This is a genomic window from Stenotrophomonas sp. YJH_SMC_6, from assembly GCF_059371335.1.
In genome coordinates this window covers 32,188-57,993 of record NZ_JCAFUM010000016.1, presented here as the reverse complement: position 1 = coordinate 57,993, position 25,806 = coordinate 32,188, and the positions used below count along the sequence as shown (strand labels likewise).

The following is a 25,806-nucleotide window of genomic DNA, read 5'->3' as shown; positions in this document are numbered from 1 at the left end:
GAGCGCCCCGTGCGCCGCATCTGCCAACCCGAGGTATCCATGGTCATCAAACCGCGCGTCCGCGGCTTCATCTGCGTCACCACCCACCCGACCGGCTGCGAGGCCGCGGTCAAGCAGCAGATCGACTACATCCGCGCGCGTCCGCCGATCCAGAACGGCCCCAAGCGCGTGCTGGTGATCGGCGCCTCCACCGGCTACGGTCTGGCTGCGCGCATCACCGCTGCCTTCGGCAGCGGCGCCGCGACCCTGGGCATCTTCTTCGAGCGCCCGGGCAGCGAGAGCAAGCCGGGTACCGCGGGCTGGTACAACTCGGCTGCGTTCCACAAGTACGCCGACGAAGCCGGCCTGTACGCCAAGAGCATCAACGGCGATGCCTTCTCCGATGAAGTGAAGGCGAAGACCATCGAAATGATCAAGGCCGATCTCGGCCAGGTCGATCAGGTCGTCTACAGCCTGGCGGCGCCGCGTCGCAAGCACCCCAAGACCGGTGAAGTCATCAGCTCCACGCTGAAGCCGATCGGCGAGCCGATCACCCTGCGCGGCCTGGATACCGACAAGGAAGTAATCACGGAAACCACCCTGCAGCCGGCTACCCCGGAAGAGATCGCTGGCACCGTCGCGGTGATGGGTGGCGAAGACTGGCAGATGTGGATCGACGCGCTGGCCGACGCCGGCGTGCTGGCCAACGGCTGCACCACCACGGCCTTCACCTACGTGGGCGAAGAGATCACCCAGGCGATTTACTGGAACGGCTCGATCGGCGCCGCCAAGAAGGACCTGGACACCAAGGTGCTGGGCCTGCGCGAGAAGCTGGCGAAAATCGGCGGCGACGCGCGCGTGTCGGTGCTGAAGGCCGTGGTCACCCAGGCCAGCTCGGCCATTCCGACCATGCCGCTCTACCTGTCGCTCCTGTTCAAGGTGATGAAGGAAAAGGGCACCCACGAAGGCTGCATTGAGCAGCTGGACGTGCTGTACGACATCCTCTACGGCGGCAAGGCCGACGGCGTGGCGATCGATCGCCTGCGCCACGATCTGGTCGATGGCGATGGCCATACCGTCGCGCTGGTCGACGAGGAAGGCCGCCTGCGTGCCGACTACAAGGAAATGGCGGCAGACGTGCAGGGCAAGGTGGTCGCGCTGTGGCCGCAGGTCACCAATGAGAACCTGTACGAGATCAGCGACCTGGCCGGCTACAAGGCCGACTTCCTGCGCCTGTTCGGTTTTGGCGTGGAGGGTGTCGACTACGAGGCCGACGTCAATCCGGACGTGAAGATCGACAATCTGGTCGACATGACCTGATCAATGAAAAGGCCGGCGAAAGCCGGCCTTTTCTTTTGGTGGGGCCGGCCGCTGGCCGGCAACCCTGGGGACCAAGGACGCCGGCCAGCGGCCGGCACTACCGCGGTCACCCGAACTCGAACCCCATCTCCGGCAGCGCCGGGCCGACGAAGTCGCCCTGCACGTAATCCACGCCGGCACTGAACAGCAGGGTCATCGAATTGGCGTCGCTGACGAACTCGGCGATGGTGCGGATGCCGGCCTCCTGCGCACGTGCGGTGATCTGGCTGATGCGGTCGATGTTCTCGCGGGTGGCCGCCAGATCGCTGGTGAAACCGCGGTCCAGCTTGAGGAACTGCGGCTGGAAGTGGGCGAGCAGCTGGAACGAGTCCAATCCCGAACCGAACTGCTCCAGCCCGATGCGGCAGCCCAGTGGCGCCACTTCGGCAAGGAACTGCTGCGCACTGCGCAGGTGGGTGAACACCTTCGCTTCCGGCGCATGCAGCCACAGCCGTTCGCCGGGCACGCCCTGCGCCTGCAGCTCGCGCCGCAGGGTGGCGATCATCTCTGGGTCGTCGAACGATTCCGGCGTCACCTTCACCAGTACCTGGGTGGCGTGGCCCTGGCGTGCGCGCTGACCCAGTACGGCGATGGCCTGCGAAACCACCCAGCGGTTGATCTCCGCCAGCAGGCCGTACTCCTCGGCGATGCCCAGGAACGCGGTCGGGCTCAGCAGTTCGCCGTTGTGCTCCAGGCGCAGGTAGGCCTCGTACAGCTCCAGCGGCTCGCCCTGCAGGTTCAGCACCGGCTGGTAGTGCAGCTGGAAGCCGTCGCCGGCCAGTGCTTCACGGATACGGGTGACCCAGCGCAGCACGCGTTCTTCCTCGACGCGGTCGGCCGCAGCCGGGTCGAAGATGCGGCAGGTATTGCCCAGTTCGGCGGCGGCATGCGTGCACTCGCTGGCGCGTGCGAGCACCTGGCCGATGCTGGCGATCTTCTCGCCCACCTGCACGCCGCCGATGCTGACCGTCACCGTCGCCGAGCGCGCGCCGATGCTGAAGACGTGTGCGGCGTAGGCTTCGCGGATGCGCTCGGCCAGTGCCACGGTCTGCGCGTAGGGCCCGGCCTGCAGCACGGCGAAATTGTGTTCGCCGAAGCGGGCCAGCTGCGCGTCCTCGCCAACGACCTCGGCCAGCAGGCCGGCAAGGGCGCCGATCAGCGCGTCGGCCGAGGCCAGGCCGATGTCCGGTAGCAGGCGCGCGTAGTGGTCCGGCTCGATCAGCAGCAGGCCGAACTGGCCTTCGCTGCGGCCGGCCTGTGCCACTGCGCTTTCCAGCTGCAGCATGAAGGTCGGGCGGTTGAGCAGGCCCGTGACCTGATCGCGCTGGCGCAGGTCCTCGACCTCGCGGGCCAGCTCCGGATCGAACTCCATGCGGCGGCGAAGCACCACCTGCAGGCAGGATTCGCCTTCGTAGGTGGCGGCGGTGAATTCCATGGTTGCCGCGAACGTACTGCCATCCTCGTGGCGGGCATCGAGCTGGTACTGCGGCGGCGGCGCCTCGCCACGGCTCAGGCCCTTCAGCAGCTGCTTGAAGCCTTCCACATGCTGCGCGGCGACCATGTCCAGCAGCGAAATGCCTTCGATGTCGTCGAACTGCTCGTAGCCGAACATTTCCAGGTAGGCATCGTTGGCGCGGATGTGCATGCCTTCGTGCACGTAGGCGATGGGATCGCGCGAAGATGCGATCAGCGCATCGCAGCGGCGCTCGGTCTCGCGCATCTGCGCCTCGATGCGGCGCAGGCCGCGACGGGCCTGCAGGTCCACCCATTGGTCGCGGACCACGGCCAACAGATGCTCGGAGCGCTGGCGCAGGGCGAGGGCACGGATGCCGTGGCTGCTGGCCTGCACCAGCTCGTCCTCGTCGATGCGATCGGCCAGCAGCACCAGCGGAATGTCCTTGCCGCTGGCGGCAATATGCTGGGCCACCAGCGGCAGCGGGATCCCTTGGGAGGGCGACGCCAGCACCAGGTCGATGGCCTGGCTGGACAGCACCTGGGACAGCTCGGCCGCATCCTGTGGACGCCAAGGGCGCACCGCGATGCCGCTGTTGCGCAGCGTGCTGACGATGGCTTCGGCATTCTCGCCGCTGTCATCGACGATCAGCAGGCGGATGGTGATGTCGTTCGCGTTCTGCATGCACTGCTCCCCAATCTGCGAATCTAGATACACGATGCGCGGCGAACCGTCCATGCGCGCGCCCCTTGCACGCATCGAACGGCGATCTGGTTCACACCACGCCACCGGCCGCGTGGCCGCTGGCCCAAGCCCACTGGAAGTTGTAGCCGCCCAGCCAGCCGGTCACATCCAGCACCTCGCCGACGAAATGCAGGCCGGGTACGCGCTTGGATTCCATCGTCGAGGACGACACCTCAGCTGTATCCACGCCGCCCAGGGTGACTTCGGCGGTGCGATAGCCCTCGGTGCCGCTGGCCACCAGCGGGAACGCGCCCAGCAGCTGCGCGGCCTGGCGCAGCACCGGCTCGTCCAGCTGGCGCACGGGCCGGTCGGGCAGCCAGTGCTCGCACAGGCGCTGCGCCAGCCGCTTCGGCAGTACCTCGGCCAGCACCGTGCGCAGCTCGGCGGCCGGGCGCTCGCGCTTCATCTGGCGCAGCCACTCGCCGGCATCCTGGCCGGGCAGCAGGTCCAGCTCCAGCGCATCGCCGGGTTGCCAGAACGAGGAGATCTGCAGGATCGCCGGGCCGCTCACGCCGCGATGGGTCAGCAGCATGAAGTTCTGGAAGCTCTTGCCGTTGCAGCGCGCCTCGATCGGCAGGGCGACACCACTCAGATCAGCCAGCCGTTCCTGGTGCTTGCCGCTGAGTGTCAGCGGCACCAGCCCGGCGCGGGTCGGCAGCACCTGATGGCCGAACTGGCGAGCAATCTCGTAGCCAAAGCCGGTGGCGCCCATGCTCGGAATCGACAGGCCGCCGGTGGCAACCACCAGCGAGGCGCAGTGGAACAGGCCCTGCGTGGTGTGCACGCGGAACCCGTCGCTGCCGTGCTCGATGCGCTGCACGCTGCATTCGGTGCGGATCTGGGCACCGGCCGCCTGGCATTCGTCCACAAGCATCTTCACGATCTGCTTGGACGAGATGTCGCAGAACAGCTGGCCCAGCTCCTTTTCGTGATAGGCGATGCCGTGCTTGCTGACCAGCTCGATGAAGTGCCAGGGCGTGTAGCGCGCCAGCGCCGATTTGCAGAAGTGCGGGTTGGCCGACAGGAAGTTGGCCGGGGTGGTGCCGGTGTTGGTGAAGTTGCAGCGGCCACCGCCGGACATCAGGATCTTCTTGCCGACCTTGTTGGCATGGTCGATCACCTGCACCTGGCGGCCGCGCTGGCCAGCCGTGATCGCGGTCATCAGCCCGGCCGCGCCGGCGCCGATGACCACCACGTCGCAACGGATCGTGCTCATGCCTTGGCGCGCTTGCGCCAGTTCGGGACCACGTCGAGCTGCATTTGATCGTTGAGCAGCTGCACTTCACCGTCCTGGATCAGCACGCTCCAGCGCATCGCGCGTTGGATCTGCTGTCCCCACAGTTCGACGAAGGCACCATCGAGGTCAACCACCGACAGGTTGTCGAAGCGCGCCAGGCCCTTGCCCTGCTTGCCCCACCAGATCTCCGAGGCGTTGCCGCCGTAATTCACCACCTGCACCTGCCGGCTGCGGTTGCTGGCCTTGCGGATGCGGGATTCGTCGGGATGGCCCAGGTCGATCCATTGCAGGATGTCGCCGGTGTAGTCGTGTTCCCACAGGTCCGGCTCATCGTCGGTACTCAGGCCGCGGCCGAATTCCAGGCGGTCGCCGGCGTTCAGCGCGAAGGCGAGCAGGCGCACCATCAATCGTTCGTCGGTCTCGGACGGGTGCTGGGCCAGGGTCAGGTTGTGGGTCGCGTAGTAGCCGCGATCCATGTCGCTGATCTGCAGTTCGGCCTTGCGGATGGTGGCGGTAAGAGCCATGGGGGATCCGTGGACTAAAGACGTCAATGATAGAGGTTTGCTCCAAGGGTGTCCGTTGCCGGGCTGTCTGCGCAGTGTCAACGGTGGCACTCTTGGCGCTCTTTCCCGTGGCCGGAATGGACGCCATGACCCTGCCCAGCCACCTGCAGCTGCCCCCCGGCCACTGGCCCAGCCTGCTCGATGGCCTGTGCGCGCGTTTCCCGCGCATCGGTCGCGCGCAATGGCAGGACCGCTTCGCCCGAGGCCGTGTGCAGGATGCGCAGGGCAGGGCACTGGCGCCGGACATGCCCTGGCAGGTGGGGCTGGAAATCCAGTACTTCCGCGAGGTTGCCGACGAGCCGGTGATTCCCTTCGCCGAGACCATCCTGCATCTGGATGCGCACCTGCTGGTGGCCGACAAGCCGCACTTCCTGCCGGTAACGCCGGCCGGTGGGTATGTGCGCGAAACCCTGCTGTCGCGCCTGGTCGCACGCACCGGCAACACCGAACTGGCGCCGTTGCACCGCCTGGACCGGCTGACCGCCGGCCTGGTGCTGTTCTCGACCCAGGCAGCCACGCGCGATGCCTATCAGCGGCTGTTCCGCGAGCGGCGCATCGAGAAGACCTATGAGGCGTTGGCACCGGCGCTGCCCGGGCTGGCGTTTCCGTTGCTGCGGGACAGTCGTCTGGTGCCGGGGGAGCCGTTCTTCCGCATGGCCGAAGTGCCGGGCGAGCCCAATGCGCGCAGCCTGATCGAGCCGATCGAGGCCGAAGGGCCGGTCTGGCGCTACCGGCTGAAGCCGGAAACCGGTCGCAAGCATCAGCTGCGCGTGCATATGGCCGCGCTGGGCGCACCGATCGAGGGCGACGACCTTTACCCGCAGCTGCAGTCGCGGCCGGAGGGCAGCGCCGAGCCAGCACTGCAGCTGCTGGCACAGGTGCTGGCCTTCGATGATCCGCTGACCGGGGAACCGCGGCGGTTCAGCAGCCAGCGCCGCCTGTGCCGAAGGGGGCAGGGCGGCTAGCGCGGGTCAGCGGGCCGGGCGCCGCGCCAGCCAGCGGTCCAGCTCGGCGGCGAACAGCTGCCGGTCGCGCTGGCCCAGCGGCGGCGGGCCGCCGGTCTGGACCCCGGCGCCGCGCAGTTCTTCCATGAAATTGCGCATCGACAGCCGCTCGGCCATGTTGTTCGGCGTGTACAGCTGGCCGCGCGGGTTCAGCGCCACAGCCTTCTTCTCCAGCACCAGCGCGGCCAGCGGGATGTCCTGGGTGACGACCAGGTCTCCGGCAGCGACCCGTTCGACGATGGCGCTGTCGGCCACGTCCAGGCCCTGGGGCACCTGGATCGAACGCAGCCAGCGTGAGGGCGGGGTGCGGATCCACTGGTTGGCAACCAGGGTCAGTTCGATGCCAACGCGTTCAGCGGCACGGAACAGGATGTCGCGGATGACGGTGGGGCAGGCGTCCGCGTCCACCCAGATGCGGGGGAGCGCGGGTTCAGCTTGGGTTTCAGCTTCAGTCATTTACCCAGTGTAGGGTAGGAAAATCCTGAATGGGGACTCGGGGTTAGCCTCGATCGGCTGCCAGCCCTTGTCACGTCTAGCGGGCGGGGCCAGCCGATGAACGTCCGGGCTATCGCTTTTTGCAGAAAACACGCGTATCGTTCGTCCCACTGTGTTTGCTAGGGTCACCGTGAATCGTGGCCTGGTGCAGTTGATCTCACGATCCGCTCATCGATCCGCTTTACCAACGCCTGCAACTCAGTCTCGGCCCCGATACCCGGTGGCTGCGATTTTTTCAACATGTGTTTCAGGAGTTAGTCAAATGTCTGATCGTCAGACCGGCACCGTCAAGTGGTTCAACGACGCCAAGGGCTTCGGCTTCATCACCCCGGAAAGCGGCCCGGACCTGTTTGTGCACTTCCGTGCCATCCAGGGCACCGGCTTCAAGACCCTGCAGGAAGGCCAGAAGGTTACCTTCATCGCCGTCCAGGGCCAGAAGGGTATGCAGGCTGACCAGGTGCAGGCGGTCTAATCCGTCTGCTACCGTTTGGTAGCCAGAACGCCGGAAGCGAAAGCTTCCGGCGTTTTTTATTGCCTGCTGCTTTGTAGAGTCGAGCGTGCTCGACTGTCTCTGGAAAGCAGTCGAGCACGCTCGACTCTACAAAGGGCATGCAGCTGGCGCGGTACGATGCAGGCCTCCCCAAGGATCATCCCCATGCGCATCGTCCACCACCTGGAAAACTCCCGTTCCCTGCGTGTGCTGTGGATGCTGGAGGAGCTGGGGCTGGACTACGAACTGCGCCGTTATCCCCGCGATCCGAAGACGCTGCTGGCACCGCCCGAACTGCGTAACGTGCATCCGCTGGGCAAGTCGCCGGTGCTGCAGGATGGCGAGCTGATACTGGCCGAGTCCGGTGCCATCCTCGACTACCTCGCGGATCGCTATGACACCCAACGCCAGCTGTCGCCGTCACCGATGCCGGCCGATGGCGCCGAGCGCATCGCCTACCGCTACTGGCTGCACTACGCCGAAGGCTCGGCGATGCCGCCGCTGCTGCTGACCCTGGTGATGGGCCGCATCCGCAACGCGCCGATGCCGTTCTTCGCCCGCCCGATTGCGCGCAGCATGGCCGACAAGGCCGAGCGTGGCTTCATCGGCCCGCAGCGACAACTGCACCTGGACTGGATGGAGCGCCGCCTGTCTGAAAGCCCATGGTTCGCCGGCGAACGCTTCAGTGCGGCCGACATCCAGATGAGCTTCCCGATCCAGGCGGCCGCCGCGCGCGGCGGTGGCCTCGACGACAAGCCGGCGCTGCGTGGCTTCCTCAAGCGTATCGGCGAGCGCCCGGCCTACCAGCGTGCCGAGGCCCACGGCGGTCATCTGCAGGCGCTCAGCGGCAATTGAGGCGGGCGGCGGTCGTCCCCATCTTCAGCACCATGGATACCGACAGCCCCCGTTTCGACAACCGCCTGCTGCACACCCTGCCGGGCGACCCCGAATCCGGCCCGCGCCGCCGCGAAGTGCTGGGCGCGGCCTGGTCGCCGGTGATGCCGACTCCAGTGGCGGCGCCTACGCTGCTGGCTTGGGCGCCGGACGTCGCCGCGATGCTCGGCTTCGATACCGCTGAAGTCGAAAGCGAAGGCTTCGCGCGGGTGTTCGGCGGCAATGCGCTGTACGCCGGCATGCAGCCGTGGGCGGCCAATTACGGTGGCCATCAGTTCGGCCACTGGGCGGGCCAGCTCGGCGACGGCCGCGCGATCTCGCTGGGTGAACTGGTCGCACCGGATGGCCGTCATTGGGAACTGCAGCTGAAGGGTGCCGGTCCCACGCCGTATTCGCGGGGTGCTGATGGCCGCGCAGTGCTGCGCTCATCCATCCGTGAATTCCTGTGCAGCGAAGCGATGCATCACCTGAGCGTACCGACCACGCGCGCGCTGTCGCTGGTCGGCACCGGCGAAGACGTGGTACGCGACATGTTCTACGACGGCCACCCGCGTGCCGAGCCCGGCGCCATCGTGTGCCGGGTATCGCCCTCGTTCCTGCGCTTTGGTTCATTCGAACTGCCAGCGTCACGCGGCGAAACTGCCTTGTTGCGGCAGCTGGTCGACGCGTGCATCGCCCGCGACTTTCCGGAGCTCGAAGGGCAGGGTGAGGCGCTGTACGGCGACTGGTTCGCGCAGATCGCGGTGCGCACTGCCGAGATGATCGCGCACTGGATGCGCGTCGGTTTCGTGCATGGCGTGATGAACACCGACAACCTGTCCGTGCTCGGCCTCACGCTCGACTACGGTCCTTATGGCTGGGTCGAGGACTTCGACCCGGACTGGACACCGAACACCACCGATGCCCAGGGGCGTCGCTACCGCTTCGGTACACAGCCGCAGGTGGCGTACTGGAACCTGAGCCGATTGGCACAGGCGTTGTCACCGTTGTTCGCCGATGTCGAACCGTTGCAGGCAGGATTGGCCGCGTACCAGTCCACCTTCGTCGCCTGCACCCGTCGCGATGCCGCAGCGAAACTCGGCCTGGCTGCGGCGGATGATGAAGACCTGCAGTTCTACCTGCGCTGGCAGCAGTTGATGCAGGACGGCGCAATGGACATGACCCTGGCCTGGCGCGCGCTGATGCGCGTTGATCCAGCGTCGCCCGATGTGGGTGTGCTGGACGCGGTGTACTACGACGAGGCACGCCAGCAGTCGGTGCAGGCACCGTTGCAGCAGTGGCTGCAGGATTACGCGGCGCGGCTGCGCGTGGATCCGCTGTCGGCCAGCGAGCGCACGGCGAAGATGGCCGCGGCCAATCCGCTGTACGTGCTGCGCAACTGGCTGGCGCAGGAGGCCATCGATCGCGCCGAACAGGGCGACCTCGGCGGTGTTCATGCGTTACAGGATGTGCTGCGCGATCCGTATACCGAGCGCGCCGGCCTGGAGCACTATGCCGGCAAGCGGCCGGCGTGGGCCGACAACCGCGCCGGCTGCTCGATGTTGTCCTGCAGTTCCTGAGGGTGGGTTTCGGCAGGGCTGCGCCCTGCACCCGCAGAGGCCAGGTCAACAGCCAGAGCAAAAGCTGGATTCCGTGGTTTGGCGGGGCGGTGTCGGAGTGCGGGGACGCCGCAAGTACGTCCGTGTAGGCTTGGCAGCCGCTTGCTCGTGTGCGCTTTCCTGCGCACACGGCAAGACCGGGGTTGGGCGTCCTGCCCAACCCGCCCGAGGCATGCCTCGGGCCCATGCGGCTGACACCCCGCACTCCGACACCGCCCCGCCTCCGACAGATTCCCGTTGCTGTGGGTAGGTGTCGACCTTGGTCGACACGGTCGATCCACGCCATGCGTGGATGCTTTTTGTTCAATTCTCGAAATATTCGATTTCGATGAAGATTCATCCACGCATGGCGTGGATCTACGACAGGTCGCAGGAAACTGTCGAAGGCGGGGTGGGTCCGGTTGCGGGGGCGTGAGCCGCATGGATGCGGCGACCGAGCTTACATGGACGTACTTGCAGCGGCCCCCGCCACCGGACCCACCCCGCCATCCCACAGGAAACCCGCTTCTGCCGTTGCCGTTGCCGTTGCTTGAAGCCTCTGCAGGTGCCGGGCGCAGCCCGGCCGAACACCCCCAACAGGCAGCCGGCGCCCGGAACAGGTACCCTATGCCGCCATCAGATAGCCAACGTGACATGACCGACGCCCTCGTCGCTCCGCAGTGGGCCTCCCGCCTGCGCGACATCGCCGACTTCCCCAAGCCCGGCATCCTCTTCAAGGACATCATGCCGCTGCTCGCCCATAGCGAGGACTTCCGCGGTGCCATCACCGCGATGGCCGACCGTTGGCGCGACCAGAAGCTGGACGCGGTGATCGGTATCGAATCGCGTGGCTTCATCCTCGGCGCCGCGATGGCGCTGGAACTGGGCGTGGGCTTCGTGCCGGTGCGCAAGCCGGGCAAGCTGCCGGGACAGGTGCTGCGCGAGGAATACACGCTGGAATACCGCAGTGACTGCATCGAAGTGCACGCCGACGCCCTGCCGGCCGGGGCCCGCGTGGCGATCATCGACGACGTGCTGGCCACCGGCGGCACGCTGGTCGCTGCGCTGTCGCTGGTGCGCCGCCTGGGCGTTGACGTGGTCGGTGCCGGCGTACTGGTCGAACTGGACGGCCTGGGTGGTCGCGCCCGCTGGGAATCGGATCTGCCGCTGCACACCGAACTCGTGTTCTGATCGAAGGGCAGGTGCCAACCAAGGTTGGCATCTACCAGAGCGAATGGCCGGGAACCGGTAGTTGCCAACCTTGGTTGGCAGCGCTTTTCGCGATTGACGCCACGGATGGGCCAACCAAGGTTGGCCACTACCAGGTCAGATCATTGCCAACCGTGGTTGGCAACGCTGCTTCAATCACATCATCCGCACGCGGAAACGACGGCCCTTGATCTTGCCGGCTTCCAGTTTCGCCACGGCCTTGTTGGCCTGCTCGCGCGCGATCGCCACGTAGGAGCGGGTCGGGAAGATCGCGATCTTGCCGATGAACTTGCTCGACAGGCCGGCATCACCGGTCAGCGCACCGAGGATGTCGCCTGGGCGCAGCTTGTCGGTCTTGCCACCGTCGATCCGCAGCGTGCGCATCGCGGCCTGCGGCAGTTCGGCCGGGCGCGAGGTTGCCAGCGGCGTCTTCTGCCAGTCCAGCGGCTGCCCCATCTGCGCTTCGATGGCTTCGGCGCGGGTCTTCTCGCGGCCGGCCACCAGGCTGATCGCCAGGCCACTGGCACCGGCACGGCCGGTACGGCCGACGCGGTGCTGGTAGCTTTCCACGTCGGTCGGAAGCTCGTAATTGATCACTGCCGCCAGATCTTCCACGTCCAGGCCACGTGCGGCCACGTCGCTGGCCACCAGCACGTTGCAGCTGCGGTTGGCCAGCAGCAACAGCACTTCCTCGCGGTCGCGCTGTTCCATGTCGCCATGCAGGGCAAGCGCGGAGAAGCCGAACTGCTGCAGAGAGTTGGCTACTTCGTCCACGTCTTTGCGGGTGTTGCAGAACACCACCGCCGATTCCGGCGTGTACTTCAGCAGCAGGCCGGCCAGCGCCTTCTGGCGATGCGCCGGTTCCACCTCGCAGAACAGGTGGCGGATGGCCGGTGCCTGGTCGGCGCCTTCCACGGTCACTTCCACCGCATCGCGCAGCAGGTCACGCGCCATGGCGCGGATGCTGTCGGGGAAGGTGGCCGAGAACAGCAGGCTCTGGCGGTCCTTGTGGGTGCGGCCGGCGATCTCGCGGATCGGCTCCTCGAAGCCCATGTCGAGCATGCGGTCGGCCTCGTCCAGCACCAGCGTGCGCACCGCGCCAAGATTCAGCGCGCGCTTGCGTGCCAGCTCCTGCACGCGGCCGGGCGTGCCGACCACAACGTGTGGGTCATGGCCTTCCAGCGAGGCCAGCTGCGGGCCCAGCGGCACGCCGCCGACCAGCAGCAACAGCTTCAGGTTGGGGATGCCGGTGGCCAGCTTGCGGATCTGCTTGCCGACCTGGTCGGCCAGTTCGCGGGTCGGGCACAGCACCAGCGCCTGCACGCGGATCAGGCTGGGGTCGATGGACTGCAGCAGGCCCAGGCCGAAGGCGGCGGTCTTGCCGCTGCCGGTGGGTGCCTGTGCGATTACATCGCGGCCATTCAGGATGGCCGGCAGGCTCTGCGCCTGCACGGGGGTGAGGGTGGTATAGCCGAGGGCATCCAGGCCGGGCTGCAGGGCCGGGCTCAGCGGCAGGGTCGAGAAGTCAGTCATGGCGCATTGTACCTGCCTGCACGGCCGGTCCCGCCTAATGGGGTGGGGACGGATCCCTTTCCGCAGGAAAGGGCTCTGACCCCGTCGGAGTCGTCATCCACGCACGGCGTGGATCTACTGGTATGTGCCGCCCCTGGTCGGCACGCTCCTGATCAGCCCAGCACCGCCAGCACACCCTGGTGGATTGCCAGGCCGCCGAACAGCAGCCAGGCGAACAGAATCAGTGCCAGCAGCAGCGGCTTCAGGCCTGCCTGGCGCAGCGCCGAGACGTGGGTGGTCAGGCCCAGCGCGGCCATCGCCATCGCCAACAGCACCGTGTCCAGCTGCACCAGCCCGGCCTGCAGGCCGGCCGGCAGCAGATGCAGCGAGTTGAAACCGGCCACGGCCACGAAACCGAACGCGAACCACGGCACCACGATGCGCGCCTTGCTGCCATCGGCGCTGGCCTTGCCGCCACGCGCCAGCCACAGTGACAGCGCGATCAGGAACGGCGCCAGCAGCATCACCCGCACCATCTTGGTGATCACCGCCGTGTCAGCTGCCGCTTCGTTGACCGCACGGCCGGCCGCCACCACCTGTGCCACTTCATGCACCGTCGCACCGGTGAACAGGCCGTACTGCCGCGCGTCCATCGCCAGCCAGCCGTGCGACTGCACCAGCGCATACAGCGCCGGGTACAGGAACATCGCCAGCGTGCCGAACACCACCACCGTCGAGACCGCGACGGTGACATGCGCAGCGCGGCCACGCACCACCGGCTCGGCGGCCATCACCGCTGCCGCACCGCAGATCGCGCTGCCAGCGCCGATCAGCATGGCTGCCTCGCGCTCCATCTTGAACACGCGCACGCCCAGCCAGCAGGCGAGGCCGAAGGTACTGGCAACCACCAGCACGTCCATCAGCACGCCAGTGACGCCGACATGGCCGATGTCCTGGAAGGTCAGGCGCAACCCGTACAGCACGATGCCGGCGCGCAGCAGCCAGTGCTTGGAAAAGCCGACACCGGCCGCGCTGCCCGGTGCCAGCCGCGGGTAGAAGGTGTTGCCGACCACGATGCCGGCGACGATCGCCACGGTCAGCGCGCTCAAGCCGTGCGCCTGGAGCCACGGAAGCTCGGCCAGATACAGCGACGCCGCGGCGATCAGGCCTACCAGCACGAGGCCGGGCAGACGCGGCTGCCAGCGTTGGCGCAAGGCGGGCAGGGACCAGGGGGAGAGGGCAGGGGCATTCATGGCAGGGGCAGGGCTTGAGTGATGGGGCAAGCGTGCGCGTCTGTCGCTGACCTGTAAAACGAATAATATGGGTGAAACCTACCCATCAAGAAGGTAAGTGCCATGCGCCTGACCTTGCGCCAGCTGCAGGTTTTCGTCGCCATCGCCGACCATGGCAGCACCACCGCTGCCGGCCAGGCCATTGCGCTCTCGCAGTCGGCCAGCAGCGCGGCCCTGCAGGAGCTGGAGGCACACTTCGGCACCCCGCTGTTCGACCGCATCGGCCGCCGTCTGGCGCTGAACGGGCATGGCCGCGCACTGCTGGAGCCGGCGCGCACCTTGCTGGTCAACGCCGCCGACCTGGAGCGTCAGCTGGCCGCCGGCGGCGACCCATCGCAGGGGGCACCGCTGCGGCTGGTGCTGGCCGCCAGTACCACCATCGGCAATTACCTGCTGCCGCCACGCATCGCCGAACTGCTGCGCCAGGCGCCGCAGGCCGAGGTCGACCTGCGCATCGACAACAGTGCCGGCGTGGTCGCTGCCGTGCAGCGCCTGGACGTGGACGCCGGCCTGATCGAAGGCCCGTGCCACGAGCGCGGCCTGCAGGTGACCGCGTGGCAGCAGGACTCGCTGGTGATCGTGGCTGCCGCCGATGCCCCCGCCAGCTGGTCGCTGGACGAACTGCGCCGCGCACGCTGGCTGCTGCGCGAGCCAGGCTCCGGCACCCGCGAAGCTGTCGAACAGGCGCTGCTGCCGCACCTGCGTGGCTTCGCCCAGACCCTGCAACTGGGCAACACCGAAGCAATCAAGCAGGCCGCCATCGCCGGCCTCGGCCTGGCCTGTCTTTCGCGTCACGCGCTGGAAGAGCCATTGGCCCTGGGCCGCCTGCGCGTGCTCGAGACGCCGCTGCCTCCGTTGCGGCGCACCCTGTGGCTGGTACGGCATCCCGGCAAGCAGTGGCTGCCGGGGTTGCAGGCGCTGCTGGGGGACGTGGAATAAGCCATCAGATCCCCAGTCGATTCCAACCATCCCGCCATCCCACAGGAAACCAGCTTTTCACGTTGCCGTTGAAGTTGCCGGCCAGCGGCCGGCACTACTGCGGGTGGCGGGTGCAACCCGGCCGACGCCCCCAACCCGTACAATATCCGGATGCCTCTGATTACTCTGCAGAACGTCGACTTCAGCGTCGGCGGCCCGTTGTTGCTGGAAAAGGCCGAACTGTCGATCGAGCCGGGCGAACGCATCGCCCTGATCGGCCGCAACGGCGCCGGCAAATCCACCCTGCTCAAGCTGCTGTCCGGCGACCACAAGCCCGATGACGGCGAAGTCCGCGTGCAGCAGGGCGTGCGCGTCACCCGCCTGGAGCAGGAAGTGCCGCACGGCGCGGCCGGCTCGGTGTTCGACGTCGTCGCCGACGGCCTTGGCGAGCTGGGCCAGTGGCTGGCCGAATTCCACCACCTCAGCCATGCCGAAGTCTTCGATGGCGAAGCCCTCGGCAACGTGCAGGCCAAGATCGATGCCGCCAACGGCTGGGGCCTGGACCAGCGCGTCAGCGAAACCCTGACCAAGCTCGACCTGGATGGCGAGGCCGAGTTCGGCCGCCTGTCCGGCGGCATGAAGCGCCGCGTGCTGCTCGCCCGCGCGCTGGTGTCCAGCCCCGATGTGCTGCTGCTGGACGAACCGACCAACCACCTGGACATCGAGGCCATCGACTGGCTCGAAGCGTTCCTGAAGGGCTGGAGCGGCAGCGTGGTGTTCGTCACCCATGACCGTCGCTTCCTGCGTGCCCTGGCCACCCGCATCGTCGAGATCGACCGCGGCCAGGTCACCAGCTGGCCAGGCGACTGGGCCAACTACGAGCGCCGCCGCGAAGAGCGCCTCAACGCGCAGGCGCAGGAGAACGCCCGCTTCGACAAGCTGCTGGCGCAGGAAGAAGTCTGGATCCGGCAGGGCATCAAGGCCCGTCGCACCCGCGACGAAGGCCGCGTGCGCCGCCTGAAGGCGATGCGCGTGGAGCGTTCGCAGCGTCGCGACCTCAGCGGCAACGTCAAGATGGAAGCCGCACAGGGCGTCAGTTCCGGCAAGAAGGTCATCGACGTCAAGGACATTTCGTTCGCCTTCGGCGAGCGCACCATGGTCCGCGATTTCACCACCACCATCATGCGCGGCGACCGCATCGGTCTGATCGGTCCCAACGGCAGCGGCAAGACCACGCTGCTCAAGCTGCTGCTGGGCGAACTGCAGCCGGCCAAGGGCGAAGTCAACGCCGGCACCAACCTGCAGATCGCGTATTTCGACCAGTACCGCGCGGTGCTGCGCGAAGACTGGAGCGCGATCGAGAACGTCGCCGAAGGCCGCGATTTCCTCGAGTTCAACGGCAAGCGCAAGCATGTGCATGCCTATCTGCAGGACTTCATGTTCACCCCGGAACGTGCGCGTGCGCCGATTACCCGCCTGTCCGGTGGCGAGCGCAACCGCCTGCTGCTGGCCAAGCTGTTCGCGCAGCCGTCCAACCTGCTGGTGATGGACGAACCGACCAACGACCTTGACGTGGAAACGCTGGAGCTGCTGGAAGAGCTGCTGGGCGAATACACCGGCACCCTGCTGCTGGTCAGCCACGACCGTGACTTCATCGACAACGTGGTGACCTCCACGCTGGTGATGGAAGGCGACGGCGTGATCGGCGAGTACGTCGGGGGCTACAGCGACTGGCAGCGTTATGCGGCCAGCATCGCAGCGCCTGCCGCGGCCCCTGCGGCCAAGCCGGCGGCCGCTGCGCCGGCCACCCCGGCTACCGCAGCTCCGGCCGCACCCAAGCGCAAGCTGGCCTACAAGGAAGCGCGCGAACTGGAGCAGCTGCCGAAGACCATCGAGAAGCTGGAAGGCGATGTCGAAGGCCTGACCTCGGCGATGAACGACCCGTCGTTCTACACCCGCAGCAGCGCCGAAGTGACCGCGCACACGCAGCAGCTGGCGAAGGTGCAGGCCGAGCTGGATGCCGCTTACGCGCGCTGGGAAGAGCTGGAAGGCTGAGTATCGGTCGGCGCCAGCAGTGCGCCGGTTGATCGAGTCGAGAATCAGTAGATCCACGCCATGCGTGGATGGTGGCATCAGTGCGGACCAAGGTCCGCACCCACCGAAGCCGGTTACACCTCCGTACGGACCAACGGTCCGCACCCACCAATCAACGATCCGCACCCACCGGGGCCTGCGGTCATTTGACCCCGTGCAGATCCCGCAGCTGGCTCGGCCGGCTGCCGAAATACGCCGCCAGATCGGCGATGTCCTGATCACTCAGGTCCTTCGCCTGTGGCGTCATCAACATGTGCTGGCGGTCACCGGCGCGGTAGGCCTGCAGCGCATGCGCCAGGTAGTCACCGTACTGCCCACCCAGCTTCGGATAGGTCGGATCGATCGGCGCATTGCCATCGGCCCCGTGGCAGTCGATGCAGCTCTGGTTGGTGGCCTTGCCCTTCACCTTGGCGCGGGCTTCACCGGCGGCCTCGCGACCTGCAGGCAGGCCAGCCGAAGAAGAAGAGCCGTGTTCGCCACTGGCATGGCCCGGGTCGGCGGCGGATGTCTCGCTGTTTTCCACCTGCGACTGTGAACAGGCCGCCAGCAGCAGGGCAACGGACAGGGCGATGGCGTGACGCAGCGGATGCGCGGCTTTCGACATGGGCGGGCCTTACTTGACGGTGGACAGGTAAACAGAGAGATCGGCGATCTCCTGTTCGCTGAAACTCATCGACTGCGCCTGCATCGTCGGATGCCGGCGCTTGCCCTGGCGGTACTCGGTCAGGGCCTGGGCCAGGTACTGCTGGGTCTGGCCGCCGATCTTCGGCACCCGGTAGCTGGGGTAGGCGTTCTTGTAGCCGGTGATGCCGTGGCACCCCTGGCAGGTGTAGGCCAGCACGCGGCCATTGTCGAAGTTGCCGGTGGGCGCGGCAGGCGCCGGCGCGGCGGCAGGAGCCGGGGCCGGAGCGGGTGTGGCAGGAGCAGGAGCGGGCTGTGCGGCGGCCCCAAGGGGCAGGAGGACGGCCAGAGCGAGACAAGCGGCGAGCGGCTGCGGGCGCATGGTGTCGTTTCCGGGGATTCGGGTCTGGTCGTTCCGGCGTGGGGTACGGAACGCCCCGAGTATAGCCTCAGGTTTCATCTAGCTGAAATGGGGTCGGGCCGACCAGCGGCGTGAAGACACCATGACCTTTGGGATATGGTGTTGCCGTGAAGTGGTGCATTACTTTGCTACCACACCTGTCCACGCATCCTCCAGGGACCTGACGATGTCGCACCCAACCTTCCCGTCCGGCCGTCGCAGCGGAATCTGCGCTGCCGCACTGCTGATCTCCACCTCCCTGTTGCTGGGCGGTTGCGCCGCAGGGCCCAATTCCGAAGCCAAGGCCGCCGAGACCAAGGAGGAGAAGAAGGTCGATGCGGTCCCGGTCGAAGTGGCCGTGGCCAGCCATCGCGCGGTCGCGGCCAGTTACACAGGCACCGCCGCGCTGGAACCACGCGCCGAGTCGCAGGTGGTGGCCAAGACCTCCGGTGTGGCGCTGGCGGTGCTGGTCGAGGAAGGCCAGCGGGTCACCGCCGGCCAGCCGCTGGTGCGCCTGGACCCGGACCGCGCACGCTTGGCCGTAGCCCAGAGCGAAGCGCAGATGCGCAAGCTGGAAAACAACTACCAGCGTGCACAGAAACTGGTTGGCCAGCAGATGGTCAGTGCTGCCGATGTCGACCAGCTGCGCTTTGATCTGGAAAACGTCCGTGCGCAGTACCGTCTGGCGACGCTGGAGCTGTCCTACACCACCGTCGTGGCGCCGATTTCCGGCGTGATCGCATCGCGCTCGATCAAGACCGGCAACTTCGTGCAGATCAACACGCCGATCTTCCGCATCGTCGACAACTCGCGCCTGGAAGCCACCCTCAACGTGCCCGAACGCGAGCTGGCCACGCTGCGTGCCGGCCAGCCGGTGACGTTGGCCGCCGATGCGCTGCCGGGCCAGAGCTTCACCGGCACCGTCGATCGCATCGCGCCGGTGGTGGATTCGGGCAGCGGCACGTTTCGCGTGGTCAGCGCCTTCGATGGCGCCGCGCACGCGCTGCAGCCCGGCATGTTCGGGCGCATCCGCATCGATTATGACCAGCGTGCCGATGCGCTCGTGGTGCCGCGCCTGGCGCTGCTCGACGACGGTGAGCCGGCGGTGTTCCGGGTGCGCGAAGGCAAGGTCGCACGCGTTCCGGTCAAGCTGGGTTACGCCGAGGGCCCGTGGGTGGAGATCCGTGATGGACTGGCGGCCGGTGATCAGGTGGTCACCGCCGGCAAGGTCGCGCTGCGCGACGGTACCGCGGTGCAGGTGATCGCCGATCCGAAGGCAAAGGCGAAGACGGTCGCAGCGGCCGCCAAGCCGGCAGACAAGGCCGGGAGCAAGCAATGACCGCCCCGGGCCACGACCACGGTGCCTCGCCGGCGAGCGATGGCGCCGCCGCCGGCATGCGCGGCGGCCTGGTGGAATTCGCCACCCGCCGCCGCGTGACCATCGCCATGTGCACGGTCACCCTGCTGCTGTTCGGCCTGATCGCGCTGGGCAACCTCAAGGTCAACCTGTTGCCCGACCTGAGCTACCCGACGCTGACCGTGCGCACCGAGTACACCGGTTCGGCGCCGACCGAAATCGAAACCCTGATCACCCAGCCGGTCGAAGAGGCCGTCGGCGTGGTCAAGAACCTGCGCAAGCTGAAGTCGGTCTCGCGCACCGGCCAGAGCGACGTGGTGCTGGAGTTCGCCTGGGGCACCAACATGGACCAGGCCAGCCTGGAGGTGCGTGACAAGATGGAAGCGCTGAACCTGCCACTGGAGGCCAAGGCCCCGGTGCTGCTGCGCTTCAATCCGTCCACCGAGCCGATCATGCGCCTGGTGCTGTCGAACAAGGTGGCGCCGACCAGCGATGCCGATGCGGTCCGCGAGCTGACCGGCCTGCGCCGCTATGCCGATGAAGACCTGAAGAAGAAGCTGGAGCCGGTTGCCGGCGTGGCAGCGGTCAAGGTCGGCGGTGGCCTGGAAGACGAGATCCAGGTCGACATCGACCAGCAGAAGCTGGCCCAGCTGAACCTGCCGATCGACACCGTCATCAAGCGCCTGAAGGACGAGAACATCAACATCTCCGGCGGTCGCCTGGAGGAGGGGTCGCAGCGCTTCCTGGTGCGTACCGTCAACCAGTTCGCCGACCTGGAGGAGATCCGCAACCTGCTGGTCACCACCCAGGGTTCGAACGGAAGTGCAGCCGACTCGGCATTGCAGCAGATGTTCAACATCGCCGCGTCGACCGGTTCGGCCGCGGCCATCGCAGCGGCCTCGGCGGCGCAGAGCGCATCGTCCGGTGCTGGCTCCAGCGTGGTCGCCAACGGTGTTCCGGTACGCCTGAAGGACGTGGCCACCGTTCGCCAGGGTTACAAGGAACGCGAAGCGGTGATCCGCCTGGGCGGCAAGGAATCGGTTGAACTGGCCATCTACAAGGAAGGCGACGCCAACACCGTGTCCACCGCCGAAGCGCTGCGCAAGCGCCTGGAGCAGATCAAGGGCACGTTCCCGTCCGACGTCGAGATGACCACCATCGAGGACCAGTCGCGCTTCATCGAGCACGCCATCGCCGACGTCAAGAAGGATGCGGTGATCGGTGGCCTGCTGGCGATCCTGATCATCTTCCTGTTCCTGCGTGATGGCTGGAGCACGTTCGTGATCAGCCTGTCCTTGCCGGTCTCGATCATCGCCACGTTCTTCTTCATGGGCCAGCTCGGCCTCAGCTTGAACGTGATGTCGCTGGGCGGCCTGGCATTGGCCACCGGCCTGGTGGTGGACGACTCGATCGTGGTGCTGGAGAGCATTGCCAAGGCCCGCGAGCGTGGCCTGGGCATCCTGCAGGCAGCGATCGTCGGTACCCGCGAAGTGAGCATGGCGGTGGTCGCCTCGACCCTGACCACCATCGCGGTGTTCCTGCCGCTGGTGTTCGTCGATGGCATCGCCGGCCAGCTGTTCCGCGACCAGGCATTGACCGTGGCGATCGCCATCGCGATCTCGCTGCTGGTATCGATGACGCTGATTCCGATGCTGAGCTCGCTGAAGGGCCGGCCGCCGCTGGCATTCCCGGAAGAGGCGCCGAACGAACCGTGGCAGCCGCAGAACCGCTGGCAGAAGCCGGTGGCGCTGGGCCGTCGTGGTGCCGTCGCAACCGCGCGCTTGAGCTTCTATGCGCTGGCCTGGCTGGTCGTACGTGCGTGGCGGGGCGTCGTGGCCGTGGTCGGCCCGGTGATGCGCAAGGCCAGCGACCTGGCAATGAAGCCCTACGCCGGTGCCGAGCGCGGCTATCTGCGCCTGTTGCCGAGCGCGCTGGCCCATCCGGGCAAGGTGCTCGGCGTGGCCACGATCATCTTCGTGGCGACCATGGCGCTGGTGCCGATGCTCGGTGCCGACCTGATCCCGCAGCTGGCGCAGGACCGTTTCGAGATGACGGTGAAGCTGCCGGCCGGCACACCGCTCAAGCAGACCGATGCGCTGGTGCGTGAGCTGCAGCTGGCCCACGGCAACGGCGAGGGCGTGGCCTCGCTGTACGGTGTCAGTGGCAGCGGCACCCGCCTGGATGCCAGCCCGACCGAGAGCGGCGAGAACATCGGCAAGCTGACCGTGGTGATGGAAGGCGGTGGCAATGCACGCACTGAAGCCGAGATCACCGAGCGCCTGCGTGACAGCATGGGCCAGCATCCGGGGGGACAGGTCGACTTCGCGCGGCCGGCGTTGTTCAGCTTCTCCACGCCGCTGGAAATCGAGCTGCGCGGGCAGGACATGGCGACGTTGGAAGTGGCTGGCCAGCGCCTGGCGGCGATGCTGCGTGGCAATGCGCACTACGCCGACGTGAAGTCCACGGTGGAAGAGGGCTTCCCGGAAATCCAGATCCGCTTCGACCAGGAACGTGCCGGTGCGCTGGGCCTGACCACCCGCCAGATCGCCGACGTGGTGGTGAAGAAGGTGCGTGGCGACGTGGCCACCCGCTACAGCTTCCGCGACCGCAAGATCGACGTGCTGGTGCGTGCCCAGGAAGGCGACCGCGCCAGCGTGGAGAGCATCCGCCGGTTGATCGTCAATCCGGGCAGCTCCCGGCCGGTCACGCTGGATGCGGTGGCCGACGTGGTTGCCACCACTGGCCCCAGCGAGATCCATCGCGCCGACCAGACCCGCGTTGCGGTGGTCTCGGCCAACCTGCGCGACATCGACCTCGGCGCGGCCATGCGCGAAGTGCAGCAGATGGTGGCCGAACAGCCGCTGGGCGCGGGTGTCGGCCTGCACATCGGTGGCCAGGGCGAGGAACTGGCGCAGGCGGCGAAGTCGCTGATCTTCGCCTTCGGCCTGGCGATCTTCCTGGTCTACCTGGTGATGGCCTCGCAGTTCGAATCGCTGCTGCATCCGTTCGTGATCCTGTTCACCATCCCGCTGGCGCTGGTCGGCGCGATCCTGGCACTGATGCTGACCGGCAAGCCCATCTCGGTGGTGGTGTTCATCGGCCTGATCCTGCTGGTCGGCCTGGTCACCAAGAACGCGATCATCCTGATCGACAAGGTCAACCAGCTGCGCGAGGCCGGCGTGGCCAAGCACGAGGCCCTTGTGGAAGGTGCACGCTCGCGCCTGCGGCCGATCATCATGACCACGCTGTGCACGCTGTTCGGCTTCCTGCCGCTGGCGGTGGCGATGGGCGAGGGCGCCGAAGTACGCGCGCCGATGGCGATCACCGTGATCGGTGGCCTGCTGGTGTCGACCCTGCTGACCCTGCTGGTGATCCCGGTGGTCTACGACCTGATGGACCGCCGTGGTGACGCCTACTACCGCGAGCGTGGCCGCAAGCACGCCGGCGAGATCGAGTCGGGCGCGGCAGGCAGCGCGGCGGGTGCGGAGGAGCCGGCATGAGTGTTGCCGAGTTCTCCATCCGCCGCCCGGTCACCACCATCATGTGCTTCGTGTCACTGGTGGTGATCGGCCTGATCGCCTCGTTCCGGTTGCCGCTGGAAGCGTTGCCGGACATTTCCGCGCCCTTCCTGTTCGTGCAGATTCCGTACACCGGTTCAACCCCGGAGGAAGTGGAGCGGACCATCATCCGCCCGGTGGAGGAATCGCTGGCGACGATGACCGGCATCAAGCGCATGCGCTCGTCGGCCACCTCCGAGGCGGCGCTGATCTTCATCGAGTTCAGCGACTGGGACCGCGACATCGCCATCGCCGCCTCCGATGCACGCGAACGCATCGATGCAATCCGCAGCGATCTGCCCGACGACCTGCAGCGCTACAACGTGTTCAAGTGGTCCAGCAGCGACCAGCCGGTGCTGAAGGTGCGCCTGGCCAGCACCACCGACCTGACCACCGCTTACGACATGCTCGACCGCGAGTTCAAGCGGCGCATCGAGCGTATCCCCGGCGTGGCCCGCGTCGACATCACCGGCGCGCCGCCGAACGAGGTGGAGATCGCTATTGATCCGAACCGGCTCAACGCGCATGGGCTGAGCATCAACGAGCTGAGTGACCGCCTGCGCACGCTGAACTTCTCGATCTCGGCCGGGCAGATCGACGACAACGGCCAGCGCGTGCGCGTGCAGCCGGTGGGCGAGATCACCGACCTGCAGGAAATGCGCGACCTGGTGATCAACGCCAAGGGCCTGCGCCTGGGCGACATCGCCGACGTGCGCCTGAAGCCGGCGCGGATGAACTACGGGCGCCGCCTGGACGGCAACCCGGCGGTCGGGCTGGATATCTTCAAGGAGCGCAGTGCCAACCTGGTGGAGGTGTCGCGCGCGGCGCTGGCCGAGGTTGAAGCGATCCGTGCCGAAGCGTCGATGCACGACGTGCAGATCAAGGTGATCGACAACCAGGGCAAGGCGGTGACCTCCTCGCTGCTGGAACTGGCCGAGGCCGGTGCGGTCGGCCTGATCCTGTCGATCACGGTGCTGTTCTTCTTCCTGCGCCATTGGCCGTCCACGCTGATGGTGACCCTGGCCATTCCGATCTGCTTCACCATCACCCTGGGTTTCATGTACTTCGTCGGGGTGACGCTGAACATCCTGACCATGATGGGCCTGCTGTTGGCGGTGGGCATGCTGGTCGACAACGCCGTGGTGGTGGTGGAGAGCATCTACCAGGAGCGCGAGCGCATGCCGGGACAGCCGCGCCTGGCCTCGATCATCGGCACCCGCAACGTGGCCATCGCGCTCAGCGCTGGCACCTTGTGCCACTGCATCGTGTTCGTGCCGAACCTGTTTGGCGAGACCAACAACATCAGCATCTTCATGGCGCAGATCGCGATCACCATCTCGGTCTCGCTGCTGGCCTCCTGGCTGGTCGCGGTCAGCCTGATCCCGATGCTGTCCGCGCGCATGACCACGCCCAAGCTGGTGCACTCGCAGACCGGCCTGATCGCGCGGCTCCAACGCCGCTACGCCAGGCTGCTGGACTGGTCGCTGCACCATCGCGGCTGGAGCCTGCTCGGCATCGTGCTGGTGGTGCTGGTCAGCCTGGTGCCGATGAAGCTGACCAAGGTCGACATGTTCGGAGGGGATGGCGGCAAGGACATCTTCATCGGCTACATGTGGAAGGGCGCTTACACCTATCGGCAGATGTCCGAGGAAGTGGCGCGCGTGGAGAACTGGATCGACGCCAACCGCGAGCGCCTGCACGTCAAGCAGGTGTACTCCTGGTACAGCGAGCAGGAAGGCAGCTCGACCGTGGTCACCCTGGACGAGAAGTACGCCAAGGACATCAAGGCGCTGCAGGAAGAGCTGCGCAAGGGCCTGCCGAAGTCGGCCCGCACCGACTACTTCGTTGGCAACCAGGGCGGTGATGGCGGCGGTGGCGGCAACCAGGGCGTGCAGGTGCAGCTGGTGGGCGACTCCAGTTCGATGCTGCAGGAGATCGGCCAGGAAGTGGTGCCGCTGCTGGCCCAGCGTGCCGAGCTGCGCGACGTGCGCATCGACAACGGCGAGAAGGGCGGCGAGCTGAAGGTGCGCGTCGACCGCGAGCGTGCCGCCGCATTCGGCTTCAATGCCGAGCAGGTCGCCAGCTTCGTCGGCCTGGCCCTGCGCGGTGCGCCGATGCGCGAGTTCCGCCGCGGCGACAATGAAGTACCGGTATGGGTGCGCTTCGCTGGCGCCGAGCAGAGCAGCCCGGAAGACCTGGCCGGCTTCAGCGTGCGCACCGGCGACGGTCGCAGCGTACCACTGCTGAGCCTGGTCACCGTTGACGTCGGTTCATCGGCAACCCAGATCGGTCGCACCAACCGCCAGACCACACTGACCATCAAGGCCAACCTGGCCGAGAAGGTCACCGCGCCCGATGGCCGCAAGGCGATGGAATCGGTGCTCAAGCCGATGAATTTCCCGGCCGGCTATGGCTTCACCTTCGATGGCGGCGACTACGGCAACGACGACGAAGCGATGCAGCAGATGGTGTTCAACCTGCTGATCGCGCTGGTGATGATCTACGTGGTGATGGCGGCGGTGTTCGAGTCGCTGCTGTTCCCGGCGGCGATCATGAGCGGCGTGCTGTTCTCGATCTTCGGTGTGTTCTGGCTGTTCTGGATCACCGGCACCTCGTTCGGGATCATGTCCTTCATCGGCATCCTGGTGCTGATGGGCGTGGTGGTGAACAACGGCATCGTGATGATCGAGCACATCAACAATCTGCGGCGCGGCGGCATGGGACGCACGCAGGCGCTGGTGGAGGGCTCACGCGAGCGATTGCGCCCGATCATGATGACGATGGGCACGGCGATCCTGGCGATGGTGCCGATCTCGCTGACCAACACGCAGATGTTCGGCAACGGCCCGGAGTACGCGCCGATGGCGCGCGCGATTGCCGGCGGCCTGGCGTTCTCCACGGTGGTCAGCCTGCTGTTCCTGCCGACCATCTATGCGGTGCTGGATGACCTGCGCAATGCCGTGACGCGGTTGATCCGCCGCGCGCGTGGAGTGGAAATGGTAGAGCCGGGCGCTGCCCGGCTGTAATGCACATCAACGTGTTGTGGTGTGG

General features: G+C 66.9%; 19 protein-coding genes. 11 read left to right on the top strand and 8 right to left on the bottom strand.

All coding sequences use genetic code 11. From position 1 onward, the window contains the following. The first annotated feature begins 39 nt into the window (after positions 1-39). Positions 40-1,299 carry an enoyl-ACP reductase FabV gene (gene fabV, locus AC5P9N_RS18040; protein WP_005413023.1) on the top strand — a complete coding sequence of 420 codons (1,260 nt, stop codon included), beginning with the start codon at positions 40-42 and terminating at the stop codon, positions 1,297-1,299. A 106-nt stretch (positions 1,300-1,405) separates the two neighbouring features. Here the strand turns inward: fabV and AC5P9N_RS18035 are convergent, their stop codons facing one another. The 3 genes from AC5P9N_RS18035 to AC5P9N_RS18025 form a co-directional block, all read right to left on the bottom strand. Beyond that, positions 1,406-3,475, bottom strand: coding sequence for an EAL domain-containing response regulator (locus AC5P9N_RS18035; protein WP_005413024.1), 2,070 nt, complete (start codon positions 3,473-3,475; stop codon positions 1,406-1,408). 91 nt (positions 3,476-3,566) lie between these two features. Continuing rightward, a complete protein-coding gene (locus AC5P9N_RS18030; protein WP_005409262.1) occupies positions 3,567-4,751 on the bottom strand; it encodes a BaiN/RdsA family NAD(P)/FAD-dependent oxidoreductase in 1,185 nt (394 codons plus the stop codon). Then, entirely contained in the window at positions 4,748-5,296 is a 549-nt protein-coding gene (locus AC5P9N_RS18025) for a YaeQ family protein (protein WP_005409263.1), read from the bottom strand. Before AC5P9N_RS18025 ends, AC5P9N_RS18030 begins: the two co-directional genes overlap by 4 nt. A gap of 125 nt (positions 5,297-5,421) precedes the next feature. On the opposite strand from AC5P9N_RS18025, the gene AC5P9N_RS18020 reads away from it, so the two are divergent. Beyond that, positions 5,422-6,300 (top strand): pseudouridine synthase, encoded by an 879-nt coding sequence (locus tag AC5P9N_RS18020; RefSeq protein WP_099484488.1) that lies wholly within the window; start codon positions 5,422-5,424, stop codon positions 6,298-6,300. 6 nt (positions 6,301-6,306) lie between these two features. On the opposite strand, the gene AC5P9N_RS18015 is transcribed toward AC5P9N_RS18020, so the two are convergent. Continuing rightward, a complete protein-coding gene (locus AC5P9N_RS18015) occupies positions 6,307-6,795 on the bottom strand; it encodes a YaiI/YqxD family protein (protein WP_024958678.1) in 489 nt (162 codons plus the stop codon). A 301-nt stretch (positions 6,796-7,096) separates the two neighbouring features. On the opposite strand from AC5P9N_RS18015, the gene AC5P9N_RS18010 reads away from it, so the two are divergent. The 4 genes from AC5P9N_RS18010 (at position 7,097) to AC5P9N_RS17995 (ending at position 10,986) form a co-directional block, all read left to right on the top strand. Beyond that, entirely contained in the window at positions 7,097-7,306 is a 210-nt protein-coding gene (locus AC5P9N_RS18010; RefSeq protein WP_004153307.1) for a cold-shock protein, read from the top strand. A gap of 183 nt (positions 7,307-7,489) precedes the next feature. After that, entirely contained in the window at positions 7,490-8,179 is a 690-nt protein-coding gene (locus AC5P9N_RS18005) for a glutathione S-transferase family protein (RefSeq protein ID WP_099484489.1), read from the top strand. Positions 8,180-8,211: 32 nt separating this feature from the next. Further along, complete coding sequence (locus tag AC5P9N_RS18000) at positions 8,212-9,777, top strand: protein adenylyltransferase SelO (protein WP_099484490.1); 1,566 nt, start codon at positions 8,212-8,214, stop codon at positions 9,775-9,777. 672 nt (positions 9,778-10,449) lie between these two features. Continuing rightward, positions 10,450-10,986 (top strand): adenine phosphoribosyltransferase, encoded by a 537-nt coding sequence (locus AC5P9N_RS17995; RefSeq protein ID WP_005409268.1) that lies wholly within the window; start codon positions 10,450-10,452, stop codon positions 10,984-10,986. A 174-nt stretch (positions 10,987-11,160) separates the two neighbouring features. Here the strand turns inward: AC5P9N_RS17995 and dbpA are convergent, their stop codons facing one another. Both dbpA and AC5P9N_RS17985 read right to left on the bottom strand, forming a co-directional pair. After that, positions 11,161-12,537 carry an ATP-dependent RNA helicase DbpA gene (gene dbpA / locus AC5P9N_RS17990; RefSeq protein WP_012479936.1) on the bottom strand — a complete coding sequence of 459 codons (1,377 nt, stop codon included), beginning with the start codon at positions 12,535-12,537 and terminating at the stop codon, positions 11,161-11,163. Positions 12,538-12,689: 152 nt separating this feature from the next. Next, complete coding sequence (locus AC5P9N_RS17985) at positions 12,690-13,769, bottom strand: YeiH family protein (protein WP_012479937.1); 1,080 nt, start codon at positions 13,767-13,769, stop codon at positions 12,690-12,692. 102 nt (positions 13,770-13,871) lie between these two features. Here AC5P9N_RS17985 and AC5P9N_RS17980 point away from each other — a divergent pair, with 102 nt between their 5' ends. Both AC5P9N_RS17980 and AC5P9N_RS17975 read left to right on the top strand, forming a co-directional pair. Next, a complete protein-coding gene (locus AC5P9N_RS17980; RefSeq protein WP_111189185.1) occupies positions 13,872-14,747 on the top strand; it encodes a LysR family transcriptional regulator in 876 nt (291 codons plus the stop codon). Between the two features lie 150 nt (positions 14,748-14,897). Beyond that, positions 14,898-16,781: an ATP-binding cassette domain-containing protein gene (locus tag AC5P9N_RS17975; protein WP_005409272.1), complete on the top strand. Its 1,884-nt coding sequence runs from the start codon at positions 14,898-14,900 to the stop codon at positions 16,779-16,781. Between the two features lie 181 nt (positions 16,782-16,962). On the opposite strand, the gene AC5P9N_RS17970 is transcribed toward AC5P9N_RS17975, so the two are convergent. Both AC5P9N_RS17970 and AC5P9N_RS17965 read right to left on the bottom strand, forming a co-directional pair. Continuing rightward, a complete protein-coding gene (locus AC5P9N_RS17970; protein WP_012479939.1) occupies positions 16,963-17,424 on the bottom strand; it encodes a c-type cytochrome in 462 nt (153 codons plus the stop codon). Between the two features lie 9 nt (positions 17,425-17,433). Next, on the bottom strand, positions 17,434-17,823 hold the full coding sequence (locus tag AC5P9N_RS17965; RefSeq protein WP_005413034.1) for a c-type cytochrome: 390 nt from the start codon (positions 17,821-17,823) through the stop codon (positions 17,434-17,436). Between the two features lie 205 nt (positions 17,824-18,028). On the opposite strand from AC5P9N_RS17965, the gene AC5P9N_RS17960 reads away from it, so the two are divergent. The 3 genes from AC5P9N_RS17960 to AC5P9N_RS17950 are packed head-to-tail and all read left to right on the top strand — an operon-like array spanning position 18,029 to position 25,781. Then, on the top strand, positions 18,029-19,180 hold the full coding sequence (locus AC5P9N_RS17960) for an efflux RND transporter periplasmic adaptor subunit (RefSeq protein WP_005413036.1): 1,152 nt from the start codon (positions 18,029-18,031) through the stop codon (positions 19,178-19,180). Next, the gene (locus AC5P9N_RS17955) at positions 19,177-22,698 is read left to right on the top strand and encodes an efflux RND transporter permease subunit (protein WP_164094204.1); all 3,522 of its coding nucleotides are present in this window, start codon (positions 19,177-19,179) and stop codon (positions 22,696-22,698) included. The genes AC5P9N_RS17960 and AC5P9N_RS17955 overlap by 4 nt, the downstream gene beginning before the upstream one ends. Beyond that, a complete protein-coding gene (locus AC5P9N_RS17950) occupies positions 22,695-25,781 on the top strand; it encodes an efflux RND transporter permease subunit (RefSeq protein ID WP_164212566.1) in 3,087 nt (1,028 codons plus the stop codon). The genes AC5P9N_RS17955 and AC5P9N_RS17950 overlap by 4 nt, the downstream gene beginning before the upstream one ends. Positions 25,782-25,806 lie beyond the last annotated feature (25 nt).

Excerpts from the sequence above, each read along its gene's own strand:
- fabV (WP_005413023.1), top strand. The coding sequence starts at position 40 with ATGGTCATCAAACCGCGCGTCCGCGGCTTCATCTGCGTCACCACCCAC.
- AC5P9N_RS18035 (WP_005413024.1), bottom strand. The coding sequence starts at position 3,475 with ATGCAGAACGCGAACGACATCACCATCCGCCTGCTGATCGTCGATGAC.
- AC5P9N_RS18030 (WP_005409262.1), bottom strand. The coding sequence starts at position 4,751 with ATGAGCACGATCCGTTGCGACGTGGTGGTCATCGGCGCCGGCGCGGCC.
- AC5P9N_RS18025 (WP_005409263.1), bottom strand. The coding sequence starts at position 5,296 with ATGGCTCTTACCGCCACCATCCGCAAGGCCGAACTGCAGATCAGCGAC.
- AC5P9N_RS18020 (WP_099484488.1), top strand. The coding sequence starts at position 5,422 with ATGACCCTGCCCAGCCACCTGCAGCTGCCCCCCGGCCACTGGCCCAGC.
- AC5P9N_RS18015 (WP_024958678.1), bottom strand. The coding sequence starts at position 6,795 with ATGACTGAAGCTGAAACCCAAGCTGAACCCGCGCTCCCCCGCATCTGG.
- AC5P9N_RS18010 (WP_004153307.1), top strand. The coding sequence starts at position 7,097 with ATGTCTGATCGTCAGACCGGCACCGTCAAGTGGTTCAACGACGCCAAG.
- AC5P9N_RS18005 (WP_099484489.1), top strand. The coding sequence starts at position 7,490 with ATGCGCATCGTCCACCACCTGGAAAACTCCCGTTCCCTGCGTGTGCTG.
- AC5P9N_RS18000 (WP_099484490.1), top strand. The coding sequence starts at position 8,212 with ATGGATACCGACAGCCCCCGTTTCGACAACCGCCTGCTGCACACCCTG.
- AC5P9N_RS17995 (WP_005409268.1), top strand. The coding sequence starts at position 10,450 with ATGACCGACGCCCTCGTCGCTCCGCAGTGGGCCTCCCGCCTGCGCGAC.
- dbpA (WP_012479936.1), bottom strand. The coding sequence starts at position 12,537 with ATGACTGACTTCTCGACCCTGCCGCTGAGCCCGGCCCTGCAGCCCGGC.
- AC5P9N_RS17985 (WP_012479937.1), bottom strand. The coding sequence starts at position 13,769 with ATGAATGCCCCTGCCCTCTCCCCCTGGTCCCTGCCCGCCTTGCGCCAA.
- AC5P9N_RS17980 (WP_111189185.1), top strand. The coding sequence starts at position 13,872 with ATGCGCCTGACCTTGCGCCAGCTGCAGGTTTTCGTCGCCATCGCCGAC.
- AC5P9N_RS17975 (WP_005409272.1), top strand. The coding sequence starts at position 14,898 with ATGCCTCTGATTACTCTGCAGAACGTCGACTTCAGCGTCGGCGGCCCG.
- AC5P9N_RS17970 (WP_012479939.1), bottom strand. The coding sequence starts at position 17,424 with ATGTCGAAAGCCGCGCATCCGCTGCGTCACGCCATCGCCCTGTCCGTT.
- AC5P9N_RS17965 (WP_005413034.1), bottom strand. The coding sequence starts at position 17,823 with ATGCGCCCGCAGCCGCTCGCCGCTTGTCTCGCTCTGGCCGTCCTCCTG.
- AC5P9N_RS17960 (WP_005413036.1), top strand. The coding sequence starts at position 18,029 with ATGTCGCACCCAACCTTCCCGTCCGGCCGTCGCAGCGGAATCTGCGCT.
- AC5P9N_RS17955 (WP_164094204.1), top strand. The coding sequence starts at position 19,177 with ATGACCGCCCCGGGCCACGACCACGGTGCCTCGCCGGCGAGCGATGGC.
- AC5P9N_RS17950 (WP_164212566.1), top strand. The coding sequence starts at position 22,695 with ATGAGTGTTGCCGAGTTCTCCATCCGCCGCCCGGTCACCACCATCATG.